Below are 18,361 nucleotides of genomic sequence, written 5' to 3' on the forward strand. Positions count from 1 at the left end.
GCGGTTCCAGTGGGGAACCGCTGCGGCAAGCACACTATGTGTGCTTGCCGCTCCTCCATATCGAGTACAGGATCCACACGCCACAGAAGCCGGCGCCGATGAACCCGCACACCCCCAGCGCCAGCAGCCAGCGACTGGAGACCCCGCCAACGCTGTGCATGACGATCGAGGACCCGATGATCAGCGCGGCGGTGACGATACCCATCACCAGCCGGTTCGCTGCCCGATTCACCTGTTCGCCGAAGCCCTGCAGCGCGGTGGTTTCCACCTTCAGCTGGAGGCGGCCGCGGCGTGCGGCCTGGACCAGCTTGCGCAGGTCGCGCGGCAATTCCCCGGCGAAGTCGACCAGGCCCAGCAGGCTGCGTCGGCCACGCTTGAGCAGCGCCCTGGGCGCATAGCGCTGCAGCACCACCCGTTCAAGGAACGGGCGCGCGGCACTGGCCATGTCGAAATCCGGGTCCAGCTGGCGGCCCATGCCTTCCAGGGTCAGGAAGGCCTTGATCATCAGCGCCAGATCGGCCGGCAGGGTCAGGCTGTAGCTGCGCAGCAGCTGGGTAATGTCACCCAGCATCAGGCCGATGCGCAGGTCCTTCAGCGGCACGCCGCGATACTGGTCGACGAACTGGCTGATGTCGTGCTGCAGGCGGTTCTCGTCCACTTCCACGCCGCCGGCCCAGTCCAGCAGCACATCGGCCACGCCCTGCGGGTCCTGCTCGACCAGCCCGTGCAGCAGCTGCGCGACCTGGAAGCGGCGCACTTCAGACAGCGCGCCGACCATGCCGAAGTCAATCACGCCGATGCGGCCGTCACGCAGGTAGAGGATGTTGCCGGGGTGCGGGTCGGCGTGGAAGCAGCCGTCCTCCAGCACCATCTTGAGCACGATGCCGGCACCGCGCCGAGCCAGTTCGCGCCGGTCCAGGCCCGCCGCATCGACGCCGGCCAGGTCACGCCCGGGAATGCCGTCGACGAAGTCCTGGACGTTCAGGCTTTCGCAGGTCCACTGCCAGTGCACGCTGGGGATCAGGATGTCGTCACGACCACTGAAGTTGCGCGCGATGCGCTCGGCGTTGCGGCATTCGGCGGCGAAATCCAGCTCGCGGCGCAGCGACACGGTGAACTGCTGCACGACCTCGGCTGGACGATAGCGGCGCAGGTCCGGCAGCCGCGCCTCGACGATTTCGGCCAGGCGCGCCAGCAACCGCAGGTCGGCCTCGACCACGTCGCGGATACCGGGGCGCCGCACCTTCAGCACCACCTCGCGGCCGTCATGCAGGCGCGCGCGATGGGCCTGCGCCAGCGAGGCGGCGGCCATCGGGATTTCATCGAGGAAGGCGAACACGTCTGCAGGCGAGGCGCCCAGGTCGGCCTCCAGCTGCTCGCGGATATCGGCATACGGCAGCGCGGGTACCGCGTTCTGCAGCTCGGACAGTTCAGCGATCCATTCCGGCGGCAGCAGGTCGACGCGCGTCGCCAGCACCTGCCCGAGCTTGACGAAGGTCGGGCCGAGATCCTGCATCGCGCTGCGTACGCGCACCGGCGCGGTCATCCGCAGCAGTTCCTGGCGATCCTCGTTCCAGTGCAACAGGCGCCCTGCGCGCTCCAGCGTGGTGGCCAGGCCGATGCGCCGCACCACGTCACCGAAGCCATAGCGGATCAGGACGACCGCAATTTCCTGCAGTCGGCCCAGGTCACGGACCGTGCCCAGCGTTTCCCACATCATGCGTGCTCCGGACGATTACCGGAGCAGCATGTCACAGCTGGGCGTCGATGCCGCGCAATGCCGCCGCTACGGTTTGCCGGCGGATGGCTTCGCGGTCGCCCTCGAACTGGAACAGCTCGGCGCGGGCGTAGCCGCCGCGCCGCTTCCAGCCGATCCAGACGCTGCCGACCGGCTTGCCAGGGCTGCCACCGCCCGGTCCGGCAATGCCGGTCACCGCCACCGCGATGCCGGCACCGGAATTGACCAGCGCACCCGACACCATCTCCAGCACGGTTTCGCGGCTGACCGCACCGTACTGCTCCAGGGTCTGCGCCCTCACGCCCAACAGCCGCTGCTTGGCTTCGTAGCTGTAGACCACCATGCCGCAGTCGAAGAATGCCGACGAACCTGCGATGTCGGTCATGCACTTTGCAATCCAGCCACCACTGCAGCTTTCAGCGGTCACCAGCTGCAGCGAGGCCTGCTGCAGGCGCTGCCCAAGCGCGGCGGACTGGATATTGAGTTCAGCGTCGGTGGGGATGGACATCGGCATGACGGTGGGGTGAAGAACCTGCACGTTGTACCGCAGATGACAGCCAGATGTCGCGCCCCTCCGGCACGGTCGCGTTGCCGGCCAGCGGCCGGCACTACCGGGCATCGGCCGCTACCTCACCACTCCGGCGGTTTTTCCGGCAGCAGCGCGCGGATCGGGGCGCCATCGGCACTGGCGGCCAGCTTTTCAGCTTCGGCGATCGGCAGGTCGACCTGCAACAGCCAACCGTCTTCATCAGCCTGCTCGCTGCGGATCACTTCCAGCTGGTGCAGGCGCGCGCGCAGGCGGCCGGCATCCGGCGGCAGGCGCAGTTCGCCGGAGACATGCTGCAGGCCCAGGCGCTTGCCCAGCACCGCCTGCAGCAGCTCCAGCCCCCGCCCGTCACGCGCGGAAATCCAGACCCGCTCACGACGCGACTCATCCGGGATACCGTCCTGGCCATCGTGGCGCACGTCGGCGCCGTCGATGCGGTCGATCTTGTTGAACACCAGCAATTGCGGCAGGTCACCGGCACCGACTGCGGTCAGCACCTCGTCAACCTGGGCGATGCGCTCCTCGCGGTGCGGATCGGCAGCGTCGACCACATGCAGCAGGAAGTCGGCCTCGCGCGCCTCGGACAGGGTCGAGCGGAACGCCGCGACCAGATCATGCGGCAGATCGCGGACGAAGCCGACGGTATCGGCCAGCACCACGTTGCCCCCCGGCACCGCGATGCGGCGCACGGTCGGATCCAGCGTTGCGAACAGCTGGTCGGCGGCATAGGCCTCAGCGCCGGTCATGGCGTTGAACAGAGTCGACTTGCCGGCGTTGGTGTAGCCCACCAAGGCCACGCGCGGCAGCTCGCTGCGCACACGCGCACGGCGCATCTGGGTGCGCTGCACTTCGACCTTTTCCAGGCGCTTCTGCAGCTGCTCCACCCGCTTCTGCAGCAGGCGGCGGTCGGTTTCCAGCTGGGTTTCACCCGGGCCGCGCAGGCCGATCGAACCGCCGCGCTGGCGCTCCAGATGGGTCCAGCCGCGCACCAGCCGCGTAGCCAGGTGGCGCAGCTGTGCCAGTTCGACCTGCAGCTTGCCTTCGTGGCTGTGCGCACGCTGGGCGAAGATGTCCAGGATCAGGCCGGTGCGGTCGATCACCCGGCGCTCGAGGAAACGTTCCAGGTTGCGCTCCTGGCCCGGGCTCAATGCATGGTTGACCAGGATCAGGTCGGCCCCGCTGGCGTCGGCCGCAGCCTTGATCTCGTCCAGCTTGCCGCTGCCGATCAGGGTCGACGGATTCGGACGGTCCAGGCGCGCAGTGATCGTCGCGGCGATGCTGGCCCCGGCCGAGCGGGCCAGATCACCGAATTCTTCGAGCACATCGTCTTCCAGCTTGCCGAAATGGGGCTGGATCAACAGGGCGTGTTCACCCTTTTTCGAGCGGTCAAACATTCACCGCTCCGGTATTACTCGTCTGCTTCATCACCTGCCTGACCACCTTCACCCGACTGCACGTACCCACCGCCCGGACCGACCTTTACGTTGCGTGCCGGAACGACGGTGGAAATGGCATGCTTGTAGACCATCTGACTGACCGTGTTGCGCAGCAGGACCACGAACTGGTCGAACGACTCGATCGTGCCCTGCAGCTTGATGCCGTTCACCAGGTACACCGAAACCGGCACGCGTTCGCGCCGCAGTGCGTTCAAGAAAGGATCCTGCAGCGATTGCCCCTTGGACATTGCACACTCCTGATTATTGTTCTTATTGGGTTGCCGACGGTTGCCGCGGCCCCCGAGCCGCCCGCCGACCGATGGATGTTACACGGCTGGCAGGGATTCAGCGTGCGACGAAGGTCGACACCGCGCTGGCCAGGCGCTCCCCATCAACATGGGGGTCGAACCAGCGCGCATCAAGCTCGCCGCGCAGCCAGGTCAGCTGGCGCTTGGCCAGTTGCCGGGTGGCGAAGATCGCCTTGTCACGGAAACGGGCGGCATCCCCCTCCCCATCCAGGTACTCCCAGGCCTGCCGATAGCCGACCGCGCGCACTGCCGGCAGGTCCAGGGGCGCCGCCACGGCAGCCATTTCCGGCATCGCGCGCAATGCCCGCACCTCGTCGAGAAACCCCTGCCCCAGCATGGCGTCGAAGCGCGCCTCGATGCGCTGGTGAAGAACCGCACGGTCGCGTGGGGCGAGGATCAGCTTGAGGGTGCGCACCGGCAATGGCCCTACGCCCGGCCGGCGCTGCCATTCAGTAATGGGGATACCGGTCAGGCGATAGACCTCCAGCGCCCGCTGGATGCGTTGCGGATCGGTGGCATGGATGCGTGCGGCGGCGGCCGGGTCGACCTTGGCCAGCTCGGCGTGCAGTGCCGCCCAGCCACGCTCGGCCGCCTCGGCGCTGAGCGCTTCGCGCATTGCCGGGTCGGCCTCCGGCATCGGCGACAGGCCCTGCAGCAGCGCCCGGAAGTACAGGCCGGTGCCACCGGCCAGGATCGGCGTCCTGCCACGCGCCACGATGTCGGCCACGACCCGCCCGGCATCGGCGGCGAACTCGGCCGCCGAGTAGGTCTGCCAGGGGTCACGCAGGTCCAGCAGATGGTGCGGCGCCTGCGCGCGCTCCGTCGCATCGGGCTTGGCCGAACCGATGTCCAGGTGGCGGTACACCAGTGCCGAGTCGACGCTGACGATTTCCCCACCCAGCTGCCGTGCCAGGGCGATCGCAGTGGCGGTCTTGCCACTGGCGGTCGGCCCCATCACGGCGATCGCCAGTGGCCGCCGATCGATACCCATCAGTCTTCGTCCGGCCAGCGGATTGTCGGCGCAGCGTCGGCGCGCGGCGTCGGTACGGCTTGCACCGCCTGCCAGATCTTCAGCGCATCAACTGTGGCCGCCACGTCATGCACGCGTACGATGCGCGCGCCACGCTGGACTGCGATCAGGTGCGCGGCCACCGAGGCCGCTACCCGCTCGGACGGCGTATCGCGACCGGTCAGTTCACCGAGACTGCGCTTGCGCGACAGGCCGGCCAGCATCGGCACGCCCAGCTCCAGAAAGCGCTCCGAACGCGCCAGCAGGGTCATGTTGTGGCCGGTGGTCTTGCCGAAGCCGAAACCGAGGTCGATCAGCAGGTTCTTCTTCGCGATGCCTGCCATCTCGGCAGCGAACAGGCGCTGCACCAGGAAGCCGTGCACCTCGGCGACCACATCGTCGTAGTGCGGATCGGCCTGCATGTGGCCCGGTTCGCCCTGCATGTGCATCAGCACTACCGGCACGCCGGTTTCCGCGGCGGCGTCCAGCGCCCCCTCCTGGCGCAGGCCGAAGATGTCGTTGATCATGCCGGCGCCAGCGGCCACGGCCGCGCGCATCACTTCCGGCTTGAAGGTGTCGATGCTGATCGGCACGTGGGTCCGGGCCGCCAGCTGCTCGACCACCGGAATCACCCGGCCCAGCTCCTCCTCGACCGATACCGGCGTGGCGCCCGGGCGGGTCGATTCGCCGCCGATATCGAGAAGGTCCGCGCCCTCCTCGACCAGCTTCAGGCCATGAGCGACTGCGGCCTCGGTGGTGTCGTGCGCGCCACCATCGGAAAACGAGTCCGGGGTGACGTTGACGATGCCCATGACCTGGGCACGGTCGAGGCGCAGGATGCGGCCGGCGCAGTCGAGCTGGGGCGAGGTATCGAACATGGGCAATCCTGCTGGGACAACGAAAGGTAGTTTAGTTCGGCAGGGCTGCGCCCTGCACCCGCAGAGGCCAGAGCGACAGCAACAGCCGGAGCAACAGCGGGTTCACTGAAGAATGGCGGGGTGGGTCCGGTTGCGGGGGCCGCTGCAAGTACGTCCATGTAAGCTCGGTCGCCGCATCCATGCGGCTCACGCCCCCGCAACCGGACCCACCCCGCCTTCGACAGATTTCCGCGATCTGCAGTAGATCCACGCCATGCGTGGCTGAATCTCCATCGGAATCGAATATTTCGAATTGGAATCGAAATGCATCCACGCATGGCGTGGATCTGCCGTGTCGACCAAGGTCGACACCCACCAACAGCAGCAGAAACCTGTCAGAGGTGGGGCGGTGTCGGAGGGCGGGGTGTCAGCCGCATGGATGCGGCTGCCAAGCTTACAGGGACGTACTTGCAGCGTCCCCGCACTCCGACACCGCCCCGCCATCCCACGGAAAGCCCGCTTTTGCTTTTGCTTTTGCTTTTGCTTTTGCTTTTGCTATTGAGGTTGCCGGCCAGTGGCCGGCACTACCACGGGTGCAGGGCGCAGCCCTGCCGACACCCTTCAACGGCGGCGGCGCCTGCGGTCCACGTACAGGGTCCTGGCGATGCTCAGCACGATGCCGACCGCGATACCCACCACGCAGCCCAGCAGCAGATTGTCGGCTCCGAGGCCCACACCCACGCCGACCACGGTGGCGATGACCATTTCGGCGGTGTGGGAAATCGGTTCGGGCTTCGGGGCAGACATGCGGGCTCCAGCGTCAGTTCGGTTCTTCGGAATGGGCCGGTAGCCCGGAAACGACGAAGCCGGGTTGCCCCGGCCTCGTCTGGTGTCACGCGCAGCGGACCGTCAGTGCGATTCGGCCGGGCCCGCGATCGGCGGCAGCGGACGGGCGTCGCCGTCCTTGTCGTTGCCACCATCCTTGTTCGACTTGCTCCAGCCGGCCGGCGGCGGCGGATCGCGGCCTTCCATGATGGCGTCGATCTGCGGCGCGTCGATCGTCTCGTACTGCAGCAGCAGCTGGGACATCGCGTGCAGCTTGTCCAGGTTGGCCGTCATCAGCTCGGTGGTGCGCGCGTAGGCCTCGTCGAGGATCTTGCGCACTTCCTCATCGATGCGGCGCGCGGTGTCGTTGGACACGCTCTTGTGCTGGGTGACCGATCGGCCCAGGAACACCTCGTCATCCTCTTCGCCATAGGCGATCGGGCCGAGCTGGTCGGACAGGCCCCACTTGGTGACCATGTTGCGGGCCATCTTGGTGGCGCGTTCGATGTCGTTGGAAGCGCCCGTGGTGACCTTGTCGGCACCGAAGATCAGCTCCTCGGCCACACGACCACCGTACAGCGAGCACAGCTGCGACTTGATCGCCACGCGGTTCATCGAATACTTGTCGCCTTCCGGCAGGTACATGGTCACGCCCAGCGCACGGCCGCGCGGGATGATCGTGACCTTGTAGACAGGGTCGTGCTCGGGCACCAGGCGGCCGACGATGGCGTGGCCGGCTTCGTGGTAGGCGGTCAGGGTCTTCTCTTCTTCGCTCATGGCCATCGAGCGGCGCTCGGCACCCATCAGGATCTTGTCACGGGCACGGTCGAAGTGGTCCATGCGGACTTCCTTCTCGTTGCCACGCGCGGCGAACAGGGCCGCCTCGTTGCACAGGTTGGCCAGATCAGCACCGGAGAAGCCCGGGGTACCCCGCGCGATCACCATCGGCTCGACATCGTCGGCGAGCGGCAGCTTGCGCATGTGGACCTTCAGGATGTGCTCACGGCCCTTCACGTCCGGCAGGCCAACCACGACCTGGCGGTCGAAACGGCCCGGACGCAGCAGCGCCGGGTCCAGCACGTCCGGGCGGTTGGTCGCGGCGATCACGATCACGCCTTCGCCACCCTCGAAACCATCCATTTCGACGAGCAGCTGGTTCAGGGTCTGCTCGCGCTCGTCATGACCGCCGCCCAGGCCGGCGCCACGGTGGCGACCGACGGCGTCGATTTCGTCGATGAAGATGATGCACGGGGCATGCTTCTTGGCCTGCTCGAACATGTCACGCACGCGGCTGGCGCCGACGCCCACGAACATTTCCACGAAGTCCGAACCGGAGATCGAGAAGAACGGCACCTTGGCTTCGCCGGCAATGGCCTTGGCCAGCAGCGTCTTGCCGGTACCCGGCGGGCCCACCATCAGCACGCCGCGCGGAATCTTGCCGCCCAGCTTGGTGAACTTGGACGGGTCGCGCAGGAAGTCGACCAGCTCGCCCACTTCTTCCTTGGCCTCATCGCAGCCGGCGACGTCGGCGAAGGTGACCTTGATCTGGTCTTCGCCCTGCAGCTTGGCGCGCGACTTGCCGAAGGACATCGCGCCCTTGGCACCGCCGCCCCCGCCCTGCATCTGCCGCATGATGAACAACCAGAAGCCGATGATCAGGATGACCGGCAGGAAATTCATCAGGATCGCGCCCAGGGAGATGCCGCTGGACGGCTCCTCCTGCACGATCTCCACGTTCTTGGTGCGCAGCACGTTGATCAGGTCGCGATCGAACGGTGCGGTGATGGTGGATGTCTGCCCGCCGCGGGTGGTGTAGGTCAGCTGGCTGGTGCCGCCGCGCATGTCGCCGCCGAAAGCGACCTTCTGCACGTTGCCGCTGTCCACCTGGTCCAGGAACTGCGAGTACGACGCACCCTGCGCGCCGGCTCCGGAGGACTTCGGCGAGAAGCTCTGGAAGACCACCATCAGCACGACGGCGACGACCACCCATAGCAGGAGGTTCTTGGTCAAGTCGTTCATCCTCATTGGCTCCGGTGTTCCTCTCAGTGCTGGCGTTGCGTGGGGGTCGAACTTGCGTACATTGCGAGCTTACTTCATGTGGGCGCGTTTTCCCTGACCCAAGGCGTACACCTCGGGAGAGCGCTTGCGCGAGGCTTCCGGCTTGCGGATGGAGACCTTGTCGTACCGGCGGCGCATCTCGCGCACGTAGTCGTCAAAGCCCTCGCCCTGGAACAGCTTGATCAGGAATGCCCCACCGGTCTTCAGGTGGTTGTCGGCAAAATCCAGGGCCAGCTCCGCCAGGTGCATCATCCGCGGCTGGTCGACCGCGCCTACACCACTCTTATTGGGGGCCATGTCCGACAGCACAAGGTCTACCGGCTGATCCCCGAGCATGGCTTCAAACTGCGATAGGACGGCTTCTTCCCTGAAGTCACCATGAAGGAACTCCACGCCGGCCAGCGGCGGCATGTCCAGGATGTCCAGGGCCAGCACGCGGCCGGTGTCGCCAATCTGTCTCCGAACCTGCTGAGACCAGCCGCCCGGTGCCGCGCCGAGGTCGACCACCACCATGTGCGGCTTCAGCAGCCGGTCACGTTCAAGCAGCTCTTCGAGCTTGTAGGCGGCGCGCGAGCGCATGCCTTCGGCCTGCGCCTTCTTCACGAAGGGGTCGGAGAAGTGTTCCTTGAGCCAGCGCTGGCTGCTTTTGCTGCGGGTAGCCATTGAAAATAGGGGCTGATGGGGTCCTCATGATACCCTGATCGCCCCATTCAACCGTGTTTTCCTGCATGTCCATCGCCCTGACCGCCTCCCAGACCCGTTTCCTGCGCGGCCAAGCCCACGACCTGAAGGCCCTGCTGCAGACCGGCGGCAAGGGCGTGACCCCGGCCTTCATCGCTGAGCTGAACGAAGTGCTGGAGCGCCACGAACTGGTCAAGGTGAAGGTCGCCGCCGAGGATCGCGACGCCCGTGACGTGATGATCGGCGAGATCGTCGAAGCCACCGGGAGCGCGCTGGTGCAGCGCATCGGCCACGTCGCCGTGCTGTACCGCCCGAGCAGGGAACAGCGCCAGATCGTGCTGCCGCGCGGCTGATCGCCCTACCGTCATGCAGCTGAACCACGAACCGCCCGACTACGCCTACAGCCTGCGCGCCGCCGATGGCCGCTCGGCCAAGGTCAATGACCAGGTGCTGGACGGCAGCTTCTTCCTGACCCCGGACCAGCTGGTCGCGCATTGGCCGGTGGCGAGTGCCGCTGCGTTGCAGCTGGCGGACCTCGAGCCGATCCTGGCGCTGAACCCGGCGCTGATCGTGCTGGGTACCGGTGACCGCCAGGTGTTCCCGCCGGCGGTGGTAATGGCCGCCTGCCTGTCCCGCGGCATCGGCCTGGAAGTGATGAACAATCCGGCTGCCGCACGCACCTTCAACATCCTGGCCGGCGAAGGCCGCAAGGTCGCCGCCGCCTTCATTCTCGAAGGCTGACGTGGCGTCGCCGGGCATGGCCCGGCGGTACCCTGGATCACACGTACTCTGTAGCGCCCGAGCCCATGCTCGGGCGGCGCCGCGACGCGGCGCGGAAAGCCGCCGGGCGTGACCCGGCGCTACCCGATCACACGGTGATCAGCGTGCCGGCAGGTACTGCTGCGGATCGACCGGCTTGCCGTTGTAGCGAATCTCGAAGTGGACCATGTCGCGGTTCGCACCGGTGCGGCCCATTTCGGCGATCTGCTCGCCAGCCTTCACGCTCTGCCCTTCATTCACCAGGCGCTTGCGGTTGTGACCATAGGCGGACAGCCACTGGTCGCTGTGCTTGATGATGATCAGTTCGCCGTAGCCGACCAGGCCGGCACCGGAGTACACCACCACACCGTTGGCGGTTGCCTTGACCGGCTGGCCGCTGGTGCCGGCGATGTCCACGCCCTGCTTGGTCGCGTCACCGGCCACGTAGCGGCCGACGATCGCGCCATCGGCTGGCCAGCGCCAGGCGATGTTGCTCTTCACCGGCCCGACCGGCGCCGGGGCCGGCGCGGTGCTGCCGCCACTGCTGCCAGCCGAACGCGGCGGGGTGACCACCGTGGTCGGCGCACGGCCGCTGGTGGCCCCCTGCGGATACAGGCGGATCACCTGGCCGGGGTAGATGGTCGACGGGTTGTCCAGACGATTCCAGGCAATCAGGTCGGCCGGGGTGATGTCATGGATGCGGGCCAGCGCATAGATGGTGTCGCCCTTGCGCACCACCACGGTCTGCCCAGGCTTGGGTACCGAGGTCTTCGGCGTGGTCACGCCACCAGCGTTGCCGCCGCCCGGGCGGACCACGGTGGCGGTACCGCAGGCGGCCAGTGTGGAAACCAGCAACGCCAGCGCGCCGATGCGCACTCCCTTGCTCAGACGATCAGGATTCATGCGAACTTCGACCTCCATACAAGCCAGGCGATCAGCACCACCACCAGCACGGTGGCGATCCAGCCCAGCGGTTCAATCCAGCGACGCAGCGCCGCTTCGGCACGCGCACCACCGATACGGATGACCGCGGCCAGCACGAACACGCGCTTGCCACGACCGATCAACATGCTCAACAGGTACTGCGGCATCGGTACGCCGACGATACCCGATGCCCACGTGAAGACCTTCATCGGGATCGGCATGAAGCCGCCCAGCACCAGGAAGGTGAACACCGCCCACGGTGATTCGGCCATCTTCGCCTGCACGGTGGTGATGCCCTGCTCGATCGCTGGAAGCATGCCCAGCGCCTCGAACACTGGCTTGATCGCCTCGAAAGCGTAATGACCCAGCGCATAACCAACCAGCGCGCCGACCATCGAGCCCGCCAGGCTGAGGGTGGCGAACCACCAGCCACGCTTGGGCTGGGCCACGCACATCGGTGCCAGCATCACTTCCGGCATCACCGGGAAGATGATCGCTTCAAAGAAACTCAATACCGTCAGATAGGTCGGCGCGCGTTCGTGCGCCGCCCACTTCATCGCCCGCTCGTACAGCGGCCCGAAAATCTTCATGCAACCCTGCTCCGTGGATTAGTCGAGCATGCCAGACAGCAGCGGCACGAACGTGACCGGCGCCAGCACGTGTTGTTCGATGCTGCCATCGGGCTTGCGGTCCAGCTGCACCAGCGACTGTCCGCCCGGGCCACCCACCGGCGCCACCAGGCGCCCCCCTTCAGCCAGCTGCCCGACCAGTTCATCGACCAGTGCAGGCGCCGCGGCGGTGACCACGATGGCATCGAACGGACCGTGCTCGGCCCATCCGGCGCGACCGTCGTCATGCTTGGTGCGGATGTTCATGCCCAGTGCGCGGAAGCGCTTGCGTGCCTGCCGCAACAGGTCACCGATTCGCTCCACGGTGTAGACCTCCAGGCCCAGCGCGCCCAGGATGGCGGCCTGGTAGCCCGAGCCGGTGCCGACTTCCAGCACGCGCTTCGGCGCGACCTGGAGCACCGCCTCGGTCATCCGGGCGACCACCCAGGGCTGCGAGATGGTCTGGCCATGGCCGATCGGCAGCGCGGTGTCCTCATAGGCACGCGAGGCCAGTGCTTCATCGATGAACAGGTGGCGCGGCACTACCCGGATTGCGTTCAAGGTGGACTCGTCGACGATGCCAGCTTCGCGCAGGCGATCGACCAGACGGTCACGCACGCGCTGCGAGGTCATGCCGATGCCGACAGCTTCCGGCTGCAGTCGCAGGCGTGGACTCATGCCGGCCGGTCCAGCGCGGCGCTGAGGCCACCCACCCAGCTGGCCACTTTCTCCAGCGCCTGGTAGCGGGTCAGGTCCACCTGGATCGGGGTGATCGAGATGTGGCCAGTACGCACCGCGTGGAAGTCGGTACCCGGGCCGGAGTCCTGCTCGCGCCCGGCAGGGCCGATCCAGTACACGTCGTTGCCGCGCGGATCCTTCTGCGCGATGCAGCCTTCGGCACGATGGCGGTTGCCAAGGCGGGTGACCTCGAAGCCCTGGACCTCGCTCCACGGCAGATCCGGCACGTTGACGTTGAGGATGGTGTCGGCCGGCAGCGGATCGGCCTTGAGCCGGGCCACGATCTCCACTGCGGCACGCGCGGCGGTGTCGAAGTGCTTCGGATCGTGGTTGCGGGTGACCAGCGAGACCGCCACCGCCGGCAGGCCGAGGAAGCGGCCTTCCATCGCCGCCGAGACGGTGCCGGAATAGATCACGTCGTCGCCGAGGTTGGCGGCGTTGTTGATGCCTGACACGACGATGTCCGGCTCGAATTCAAGCAGGCCGGTCAGCGCCAGATGCACGCAGTCGGTCGGCGTGCCCGCCACCGAGACGGTGTAATGGTCGATGCGCTTGAGCCGGATCGGAAGGTCCAGGGTCAGCGAGTTGCTGGCACCGGAGCGATCGCGATCAGGCGCGACCACCGTGACTTCGTGTCCAGCCTCGCGCAGCACCGAAGCAAGCATCCGGATGCCTGCGGCGTCGACACCATCGTCATTACTGACCAGGATTCGCATCTTCGATTTAACCGCTTGATTTTCCAAGAATTCGATTCCGTCACCGTGCAGTGTGGGCGGGACCGTCGTACTCCCCTGCGGAAGCCGTCGACCCTGCAAGGGCATCGTCTATTGTGCCGCATGCGAGCCGCCGGTCCTACCCTGCCGGCGGTCACGGCCGACATCGAACCGTCATAGGCAGACCCGCGCCGGCGGTTTACCCTGTGCGCATGTCGCACCCTGAAGACGAAGATCCGGCCGCGCTGTTCCGTGCGGCCATCGGTGAAGTGACGCCGCTGCGCAAGGATGCCGAACCGGCACCTGCTGCGCCCCGGCCGAAGCCGCGCGCACGCATGGCCGAACGCGACGACGCCGAAGCCGCGGGCGAGTTCGCCCGGCTGCTGCGCGACAGTACGCCGCTGGAAGCGGGCGACGTGGCCAGCTACCGCCGCGACAACCTGCCACCGCGCCTGTTCCAGCGTCTCAAGCGCGGCCAGTATTCGTTGCAGGATGAGCTGGACCTGCACGGCGCCACCGCCGCGCAGGCGGAAACCCTGCTGCGCCAGTTCCTGCTGGAAGCGCATGCACACGAGTATGGCTGCGTGCGCATCATCCACGGCAAGGGCCTGCAGTCCGATGGCGGTGCACCGGTGCTGAAGAACCTGGTCGATCGTCTGCTGCGGCTGCGCAACGACGTGCTGGCGTTTCATTCGGCGCCGGCCGGGCAAGGCGGCACCGGCGCGGTGCTGGTGCTGCTGGCACGGCGTTGAGAAACAGGGACGGAGGGAATCAAGTCGTTTGTGCCACAAACGAGTTGACTCCCTCCGTCCCCTTTTTCTGTCAGGCCTGCGCGGCGTCTTCGACGGGGCCTAGTTCGTGCAGCACGGCGGTGGCGTAGCAGCCCGGCGGCAACGCGAACGAGAGTTCCAGTACATCACTGGCCAGCCATTGATGCTGCAGCAATGCCGGGCGCAGGCGCAGCGCGCGGCGCTCCTGCTTCAGCCGTGCGTCTTCCAGGCCAGCGCGCAGCGCCTTCGATTCCTCGTCGTCCAGCGCGGCCAGCTCCAGCTCACGTGCAGCGTCGGCGCTGCGCAGCTCGCCTTCGCCCCACAGCGGCGCGCTGGGATGGATGTCGAAACGCGCCAGGCGCTCGGCCAGCACGTCGGTGTAGGGTTCGGGGCCGAACACGCTGCGGCTGCCATCGAGCATCCACACTTCACCGTCCAGCGGTTGATCCCAGTTGCCCTGCTCCACGCGCGCGGCGAGCACACGATTGAACAGCGCCGAGCGCGCGGCTGACAGCAGCAGCGAACGCTGGTCCTTGCGCATGCGGCGGCCACCGAACATCGCCAATGCCGCAGGCACGTTGCCGCCGTCGCGGCCGAAGCGCTGCTCGCCAAACCAGTTCGGCAGGCCGCGCCCGGCGATCTGCTGCAGGCGCTCGCTGATCGCCGCAGCATCGCCCTGCACCTCGCGCAGCACCAGCCTGAAGCGGTTGCCGGCCAGTGCGCCGCGCTGCAGCTTGCGGTTGTGCCAGGTCGCGTCGAGCACCTCGATCTCGTCGCTGGCCAGCTCGGCCAGGTCCGGTGCGATGCGCTTGGGCAGGTGCACGCTGAAACGCTGGGTGGTGACCGCATGCCGATCCTTCATGCCGGCGTAGCTCACCGCCATTTCCGGCAGGCCCGCCCACTTGGCCAGCAGCTTGGCCACATGCACGGTGTTGGCGCCGCGCTTGCGGATGTGCAGCAGCAGGTGCTCGCCTTCACCGGTGGCCTCGAAGGCCGGCAGTTCATCCACCTGGAAATCGTCCGGCGTGGTGCGGATGCGTGCCGTCAACAGCGGCGCACCAAACGCCAACGGCAGCGGGATCATGCCGCCACCAGCAACACGACCGCCTGCGCGGCGATGCCTTCACTGCGGCCGGTGAAGCCCAGCTTCTCCGAGGTGGTGGCCTTGACGCTGACCGCGTCCAGCGGCAGCTGCAGCAACCCACCAATGCGCTCACGCATGGCCAGCGCATGCGGGCCAACCTTCGGCCGCTCGCAGATCACGGTGATGTCGGTGTTGCCAACGCGCCAGCCACGCTCGCGCAGCAGGCTGTCGCAATGGCGCACGAAATCGCTGCTGTCGGCGCCCTTCCAGCGATCATCGCTCGGCGGGAAATGCTGGCCGATATCGCCCAGCGCCAGCGCACCGAGCATCGCATCGCACAAGGCGTGCAGGATCACGTCGCCGTCGCTGTGCGCCAGCACGCCGCAGCTGTGCGGCACGTTCACCCCGCCGAGCATGATGTGATCGCCTTCACCGAAGGCATGGACGTCGTAGCCCTGGCCGATACGGACGGGCGGGAACGGTGCGGTGCTCATGGATGCAGCCCTTGCAGCAGGGCCGCGCAGGCAGTCAGCCGGCGCGGCGGGAAAGTACGAATTCGAACCGGTCCAGATCGGCCGGGGTGGTGACCTTGAAGTTGTCCTCGCTGCCTTCCACCAGCAGCGGGCGCTGGCCCTGGCGCTCCATGGCCATGGCCTCGTCGGTGACTTCAACACCGGCAGCGGCGGCGTCAGACAGCGCGCGGCTGAGCTGGTGGCGGCGGAACAGCTGTGGTGTCAGCGCACGCCACAGCCGCTCGCGCGGTTCGGTGCCATCGATGCCACCGTCGTCGCCCGCACGTTTGAGGGTGTCGCGCACCGGTGCGGCCAGGATCGCCCCGACCGGATCGGCACGCCCGACTTCAAGCAGGCGGCCAAGATCGGCCAGCGACAGGTTGGGTCGCGCGGCGTCGTGGACCAGCACGAATTCGTCGGCGCGCACCGAGTCCGGCAGTGCCTGCAGCCCGGCCAGCACCGAGGCGGCACGGGTCGCGCCACCGATGCAGGTCAGTACCGGTTTGCCGGCCCATTCGCTCCAGCCCGGCCAGTCGCCATCGTCCTGGCCGATCACCACCATTGCGCCGGCCACGGCCGGATGCGCCAGCAGCGCGTCCAGGGTATGGGCGAGCAGGATCTGCCCGCCCGCCTGCAGGTACTGCTTGGGCAGCGGCGCACCAAAGCGGGCGCCACGGCCGGCAGCCGGAACCACCACCCAGATCGCCGCGCTCATGGAACGTCCGCCGGGTGATCGCCGGCCTGGACAGTGACGCCTGCAGCGGGCTGCGCCGGACGGACCGGCGCATCCTCGACCACGCGGTAGAACTTCTCGCCGGGCTTGATCATGCCCAGCTCGCTGCGCGCGCGTTCCTCGATGGCGGACTGGCCTTCCTTGAGGTCCTTCACTTCGGCGGCCAGCGCGTCGTTGCGCTGCTGCAGGCCCTCATTGTCCCGCTCCTGGTTGGCGACCTGGGCTTCGAGCATCATCACTTCACCCGAATTGCCCGGACCGAACCAGAAGCGGTACTGCAGCCAGCCCAGCAACAGGGCCAGCACCAGCAGCATCCAGCGCCAGTCGCGCATCGGCTCAGCGCTTCAGCGAAACGAACGCGTCACGACCGGCGTAACGCGCGCGGGCGCCGAGGGCTTCCTCGATGCGCAGCAGCTGGTTGTACTTGGCCACGCGATCGCTGCGGCACAGCGAGCCGGTCTTGATCTGGGTGGCGGTAGTGGCCACCGCGATATCGGCGATGGTGGTGTCTTCGGTTTCGCCCGAGCGGTGCGAGACCACGGCGGCATAGCCGGCGCGGTCGGCCATGGCGATCGCTTCCAGGGTTTCGCTGAGGGTGCCGATCTGGTTGACCTTGATCAGGATCGCGTTGGCGGTGCCCGAGTCGATGCCTTCCTGGAAGATCTTCGGGTTGGTCACGAACAGGTCGTCACCGACCAGCTGCACCTTCTTGCCGATGCGGTCGGTCAGCAGCTTCCAGCCCGCCCAGTCGTTCTCGGCCAGGCCGTCTTCGATCGTGATGATCGGGTACTGCGCGGCCCAGTCGGCGAGGAAGTCGACGAACTGTTCGGAGGTCAGGCGCTTGTTCTCGCCGACCAGGTTGTACTTGCCGTTCTCGAAGAACTCACTGGAGGCCACGTCCAGGCCCAGCAGCACGTCTTCACCGGCGGTGTAGCCAGCCTTGCCGATCGCTTCGAGGATGGTGTCCAGCGCTTCGACGTTGCTGCGGAAGTCCGGCGCGAATCCGCCTTCGTCGCCCACCGCCGTGCTCAGGCCGTGGCCCTTCAGCACCGACTTCAGCGAATGGAAGATTTCGGTACCAGCGCGCAATGCTTCGGAGAACGAGGTGAAGCCCACCGGCAGCACCATGAACTCCTGGAAGTCGACGTTGTTGTCGGCATGCGCGCCGCCGTTGATGATGTTCATCATCGGCACCGGCAGCGACGGCGCCACGCCGGTCCGGGCAGCCAGGTACTGCCACAGCGCCTGCTTGCTGGATGCGGCGGCGGCGTGCGCGGCGGCCATCGAAACACCCAGCAGCGCGTTGGCACCCAGCCGCCCCTTGTTCTCGGTGCCGTCCAGATCGATCAGGCGACGGTCGAGGCCGGCCTGGTCGGTGGCTTCGAAGCCCTTCAGCGCGGCGGCAATCGTGGTGTTGACGTTGTCCACGGCCTTGCGCACGCCCTTGCCCAGGTAACGGGTCTTGTCGCCGTCACGCAGCTCGACCGCTTCCTTGGTACCGGTCGAGGCGCCGGAGGGAACCGCGGCGCGACCGAACGAACCGTCCTCCAGGATGACTTCGGCTTCCAGCGTGGGATTGCCACGGCTGTCGAGGATTTCACGGGCGTGGATGCTGCGGATCGTACTCATGGTCGGGCCGGTTACCTGTCTGGAGAGGGGGCGACAAAACGAATGCCGCGTGATTATCCCCGGCTGCCCGCCACTTGCCAAATGGCGCAGGCGCCGTCAGGCCAGAGTGGCCCCGATCACCATCAGGATCAACGACACCAGTACCACCAGCAGGCCACCGGCAATGGCGGCCAATACGCCGCCGCGGCGGCAACGCCAGGCCATCACCATCGCCACCAGGCTGCCAACAAAGGACAGCACGAGCATGGTCAGTGCAGCCAGGATCCAGTACTGCATGGCCTGCATGCCATGGCTGCCATCCCCGGGCGAACCGAAACTGGCGGCGAAGGCGAATACAGCTGCCATCAGGCCGGCCCAGGCAAGAACAGCCAGCGCCAGCGCGATCAGGCCCCAGGGCCGATCACGGGTTGCCAGGGTCGCATTCATCAGAAC

The 18,361-nt window shown here is 67.1% G+C and carries 22 protein-coding genes; 3 read left to right on the top strand and 19 right to left on the bottom strand.

All coding sequences use genetic code 11. The features are described from left to right. Positions 1-34: 34 nt before the first annotated feature. From ubiB to rlmE, 9 genes are all read right to left on the bottom strand, one after another. On the bottom strand, positions 35-1,717 hold the full coding sequence (gene ubiB / locus AB839_RS16240) for a 2-polyprenylphenol 6-hydroxylase (RefSeq protein ID WP_061480168.1): 1,683 nt from the start codon (positions 1,715-1,717) through the stop codon (positions 35-37). A 34-nt stretch (positions 1,718-1,751) separates the two neighbouring features. Continuing rightward, complete coding sequence (locus tag AB839_RS16245; RefSeq protein ID WP_180871021.1) at positions 1,752-2,252, bottom strand: nicotinamide-nucleotide amidohydrolase family protein; 501 nt, start codon at positions 2,250-2,252, stop codon at positions 1,752-1,754. A 116-nt stretch (positions 2,253-2,368) separates the two neighbouring features. Beyond that, the gene (hflX, locus tag AB839_RS16250; protein WP_061480155.1) at positions 2,369-3,679 is read right to left on the bottom strand and encodes a ribosome rescue GTPase HflX; all 1,311 of its coding nucleotides are present in this window, start codon (positions 3,677-3,679) and stop codon (positions 2,369-2,371) included. Positions 3,680-3,693: 14 nt separating this feature from the next. Next, on the bottom strand, positions 3,694-3,969 hold the full coding sequence (hfq, locus tag AB839_RS16255) for an RNA chaperone Hfq (RefSeq protein ID WP_004152891.1): 276 nt from the start codon (positions 3,967-3,969) through the stop codon (positions 3,694-3,696). 97 nt (positions 3,970-4,066) lie between these two features. After that, positions 4,067-5,020 (bottom strand): tRNA (adenosine(37)-N6)-dimethylallyltransferase MiaA, encoded by a 954-nt coding sequence (gene miaA / locus AB839_RS16260; RefSeq protein ID WP_061480156.1) that lies wholly within the window; start codon positions 5,018-5,020, stop codon positions 4,067-4,069. Continuing rightward, entirely contained in the window at positions 5,020-5,916 is an 897-nt protein-coding gene (gene folP, locus AB839_RS16265) for a dihydropteroate synthase (RefSeq protein ID WP_061480157.1), read from the bottom strand. Before folP ends, miaA begins: the two co-directional genes overlap by 1 nt. A 600-nt stretch (positions 5,917-6,516) precedes the next feature. Next, positions 6,517-6,702, bottom strand: a complete 186-nt coding sequence (locus AB839_RS16270; RefSeq protein WP_061480158.1) for a hypothetical protein — start codon at positions 6,700-6,702, stop codon at positions 6,517-6,519. 102 nt (positions 6,703-6,804) lie between these two features. Further along, the gene (gene ftsH / locus AB839_RS16275) at positions 6,805-8,739 is read right to left on the bottom strand and encodes an ATP-dependent zinc metalloprotease FtsH (protein ID WP_061480159.1); all 1,935 of its coding nucleotides are present in this window, start codon (positions 8,737-8,739) and stop codon (positions 6,805-6,807) included. A 69-nt stretch (positions 8,740-8,808) separates the two neighbouring features. Then, positions 8,809-9,441, bottom strand: coding sequence for a 23S rRNA (uridine(2552)-2'-O)-methyltransferase RlmE (gene rlmE / locus AB839_RS16280; protein WP_006431652.1), 633 nt, complete (start codon positions 9,439-9,441; stop codon positions 8,809-8,811). A 65-nt stretch (positions 9,442-9,506) separates the two neighbouring features. On the opposite strand from rlmE, the gene yhbY reads away from it, so the two are divergent. Both yhbY and AB839_RS16290 read left to right on the top strand, forming a co-directional pair. Beyond that, the gene (gene yhbY, locus AB839_RS16285) at positions 9,507-9,812 is read left to right on the top strand and encodes a ribosome assembly RNA-binding protein YhbY (protein ID WP_057495897.1); all 306 of its coding nucleotides are present in this window, start codon (positions 9,507-9,509) and stop codon (positions 9,810-9,812) included. Between the two features lie 13 nt (positions 9,813-9,825). Continuing rightward, entirely contained in the window at positions 9,826-10,200 is a 375-nt protein-coding gene (locus AB839_RS16290) for an Mth938-like domain-containing protein (RefSeq protein ID WP_061480160.1), read from the top strand. Positions 10,201-10,338: 138 nt separating this feature from the next. Here the strand turns inward: AB839_RS16290 and AB839_RS16295 are convergent, their stop codons facing one another. Genes AB839_RS16295 through surE form a run of 4 tightly spaced genes read right to left on the bottom strand, consistent with a single transcriptional unit; the run spans position 10,339 to position 13,204 of the window. Continuing rightward, positions 10,339-11,121, bottom strand: a complete 783-nt coding sequence (locus AB839_RS16295; RefSeq protein ID WP_005416034.1) for a peptidoglycan DD-metalloendopeptidase family protein — start codon at positions 11,119-11,121, stop codon at positions 10,339-10,341. Continuing rightward, positions 11,118-11,732, bottom strand: a complete 615-nt coding sequence (locus AB839_RS16300; protein WP_005416033.1) for a YqaA family protein — start codon at positions 11,730-11,732, stop codon at positions 11,118-11,120. The genes AB839_RS16295 and AB839_RS16300 overlap by 4 nt, the downstream gene beginning before the upstream one ends. Before the next feature lie 18 nt (positions 11,733-11,750). Next, complete coding sequence (locus tag AB839_RS16305; protein WP_061480161.1) at positions 11,751-12,428, bottom strand: protein-L-isoaspartate(D-aspartate) O-methyltransferase; 678 nt, start codon at positions 12,426-12,428, stop codon at positions 11,751-11,753. Then, complete coding sequence (gene surE / locus AB839_RS16310) at positions 12,425-13,204, bottom strand: 5'/3'-nucleotidase SurE (protein ID WP_061480162.1); 780 nt, start codon at positions 13,202-13,204, stop codon at positions 12,425-12,427. The genes AB839_RS16305 and surE overlap by 4 nt, the downstream gene beginning before the upstream one ends. Before the next feature lie 209 nt (positions 13,205-13,413). Here surE and AB839_RS16315 point away from each other — a divergent pair, with 209 nt between their 5' ends. After that, the gene (locus AB839_RS16315; protein ID WP_061480163.1) at positions 13,414-13,953 is read left to right on the top strand and encodes a Smr/MutS family protein; all 540 of its coding nucleotides are present in this window, start codon (positions 13,414-13,416) and stop codon (positions 13,951-13,953) included. Positions 13,954-14,023: 70 nt separating this feature from the next. Here the strand turns inward: AB839_RS16315 and truD are convergent, their stop codons facing one another. The 6 genes from truD to AB839_RS21755 form a co-directional block, all read right to left on the bottom strand. Beyond that, positions 14,024-15,055 (bottom strand): tRNA pseudouridine(13) synthase TruD, encoded by a 1,032-nt coding sequence (truD, locus tag AB839_RS16320; protein WP_061480164.1) that lies wholly within the window; start codon positions 15,053-15,055, stop codon positions 14,024-14,026. After that, a complete protein-coding gene (ispF, locus tag AB839_RS16325) occupies positions 15,052-15,549 on the bottom strand; it encodes a 2-C-methyl-D-erythritol 2,4-cyclodiphosphate synthase (RefSeq protein ID WP_061480165.1) in 498 nt (165 codons plus the stop codon). The genes truD and ispF overlap by 4 nt, the downstream gene beginning before the upstream one ends. Before the next feature lie 34 nt (positions 15,550-15,583). Beyond that, positions 15,584-16,282 carry a 2-C-methyl-D-erythritol 4-phosphate cytidylyltransferase gene (ispD, locus tag AB839_RS16330; protein ID WP_005416029.1) on the bottom strand — a complete coding sequence of 233 codons (699 nt, stop codon included), beginning with the start codon at positions 16,280-16,282 and terminating at the stop codon, positions 15,584-15,586. Then, positions 16,279-16,632, bottom strand: coding sequence for a cell division protein FtsB (gene ftsB, locus AB839_RS16335; protein ID WP_005416028.1), 354 nt, complete (start codon positions 16,630-16,632; stop codon positions 16,279-16,281). The genes ispD and ftsB overlap by 4 nt, the downstream gene beginning before the upstream one ends. Positions 16,633-16,636: 4 nt before the next feature. Then, entirely contained in the window at positions 16,637-17,929 is a 1,293-nt protein-coding gene (gene eno / locus AB839_RS16340) for a phosphopyruvate hydratase (protein WP_061480166.1), read from the bottom strand. A 96-nt stretch (positions 17,930-18,025) separates the two neighbouring features. Next, entirely contained in the window at positions 18,026-18,355 is a 330-nt protein-coding gene (locus AB839_RS21755) for a hypothetical protein (RefSeq protein WP_061480167.1), read from the bottom strand. Positions 18,356-18,361 lie beyond the last annotated feature (6 nt).

Source organism: Stenotrophomonas sp. DDT-1 (assembly GCF_001580555.1).
Classification (GTDB): domain Bacteria; phylum Pseudomonadota; class Gammaproteobacteria; order Xanthomonadales; family Xanthomonadaceae; genus Stenotrophomonas; species Stenotrophomonas sepilia.

Bases quoted from the DNA above. Each gene is read 5' to 3' on its own strand.
- ubiB (WP_061480168.1), bottom strand. From the start codon at position 1,717: ATGTGGGAAACGCTGGGCACGGTCCGTGACCTGGGCCGACTGCAGGAA.
- AB839_RS16245 (WP_180871021.1), bottom strand. From the start codon at position 2,252: ATGCCGATGTCCATCCCCACCGACGCTGAACTCAATATCCAGTCCGCC.
- hflX (WP_061480155.1), bottom strand. From the start codon at position 3,679: ATGTTTGACCGCTCGAAAAAGGGTGAACACGCCCTGTTGATCCAGCCC.
- hfq (WP_004152891.1), bottom strand. From the start codon at position 3,969: ATGTCCAAGGGGCAATCGCTGCAGGATCCTTTCTTGAACGCACTGCGG.
- miaA (WP_061480156.1), bottom strand. From the start codon at position 5,020: ATGGGTATCGATCGGCGGCCACTGGCGATCGCCGTGATGGGGCCGACC.
- folP (WP_061480157.1), bottom strand. From the start codon at position 5,916: ATGTTCGATACCTCGCCCCAGCTCGACTGCGCCGGCCGCATCCTGCGC.
- AB839_RS16270 (WP_061480158.1), bottom strand. From the start codon at position 6,702: ATGTCTGCCCCGAAGCCCGAACCGATTTCCCACACCGCCGAAATGGTC.
- ftsH (WP_061480159.1), bottom strand. From the start codon at position 8,739: ATGAACGACTTGACCAAGAACCTCCTGCTATGGGTGGTCGTCGCCGTC.
- rlmE (WP_006431652.1), bottom strand. From the start codon at position 9,441: ATGGCTACCCGCAGCAAAAGCAGCCAGCGCTGGCTCAAGGAACACTTC.
- yhbY (WP_057495897.1), top strand. From the start codon at position 9,507: ATGTCCATCGCCCTGACCGCCTCCCAGACCCGTTTCCTGCGCGGCCAA.
- AB839_RS16290 (WP_061480160.1), top strand. From the start codon at position 9,826: ATGCAGCTGAACCACGAACCGCCCGACTACGCCTACAGCCTGCGCGCC.
- AB839_RS16295 (WP_005416034.1), bottom strand. From the start codon at position 11,121: ATGAATCCTGATCGTCTGAGCAAGGGAGTGCGCATCGGCGCGCTGGCG.
- AB839_RS16300 (WP_005416033.1), bottom strand. From the start codon at position 11,732: ATGAAGATTTTCGGGCCGCTGTACGAGCGGGCGATGAAGTGGGCGGCG.
- AB839_RS16305 (WP_061480161.1), bottom strand. From the start codon at position 12,428: ATGAGTCCACGCCTGCGACTGCAGCCGGAAGCTGTCGGCATCGGCATG.
- surE (WP_061480162.1), bottom strand. From the start codon at position 13,204: ATGCGAATCCTGGTCAGTAATGACGATGGTGTCGACGCCGCAGGCATC.
- AB839_RS16315 (WP_061480163.1), top strand. From the start codon at position 13,414: ATGTCGCACCCTGAAGACGAAGATCCGGCCGCGCTGTTCCGTGCGGCC.
- truD (WP_061480164.1), bottom strand. From the start codon at position 15,055: ATGATCCCGCTGCCGTTGGCGTTTGGTGCGCCGCTGTTGACGGCACGC.
- ispF (WP_061480165.1), bottom strand. From the start codon at position 15,549: ATGAGCACCGCACCGTTCCCGCCCGTCCGTATCGGCCAGGGCTACGAC.
- ispD (WP_005416029.1), bottom strand. From the start codon at position 16,282: ATGAGCGCGGCGATCTGGGTGGTGGTTCCGGCTGCCGGCCGTGGCGCC.
- ftsB (WP_005416028.1), bottom strand. From the start codon at position 16,632: ATGCGCGACTGGCGCTGGATGCTGCTGGTGCTGGCCCTGTTGCTGGGC.
- eno (WP_061480166.1), bottom strand. From the start codon at position 17,929: ATGAGTACGATCCGCAGCATCCACGCCCGTGAAATCCTCGACAGCCGT.
- AB839_RS21755 (WP_061480167.1), bottom strand. From the start codon at position 18,355: ATGAATGCGACCCTGGCAACCCGTGATCGGCCCTGGGGCCTGATCGCG.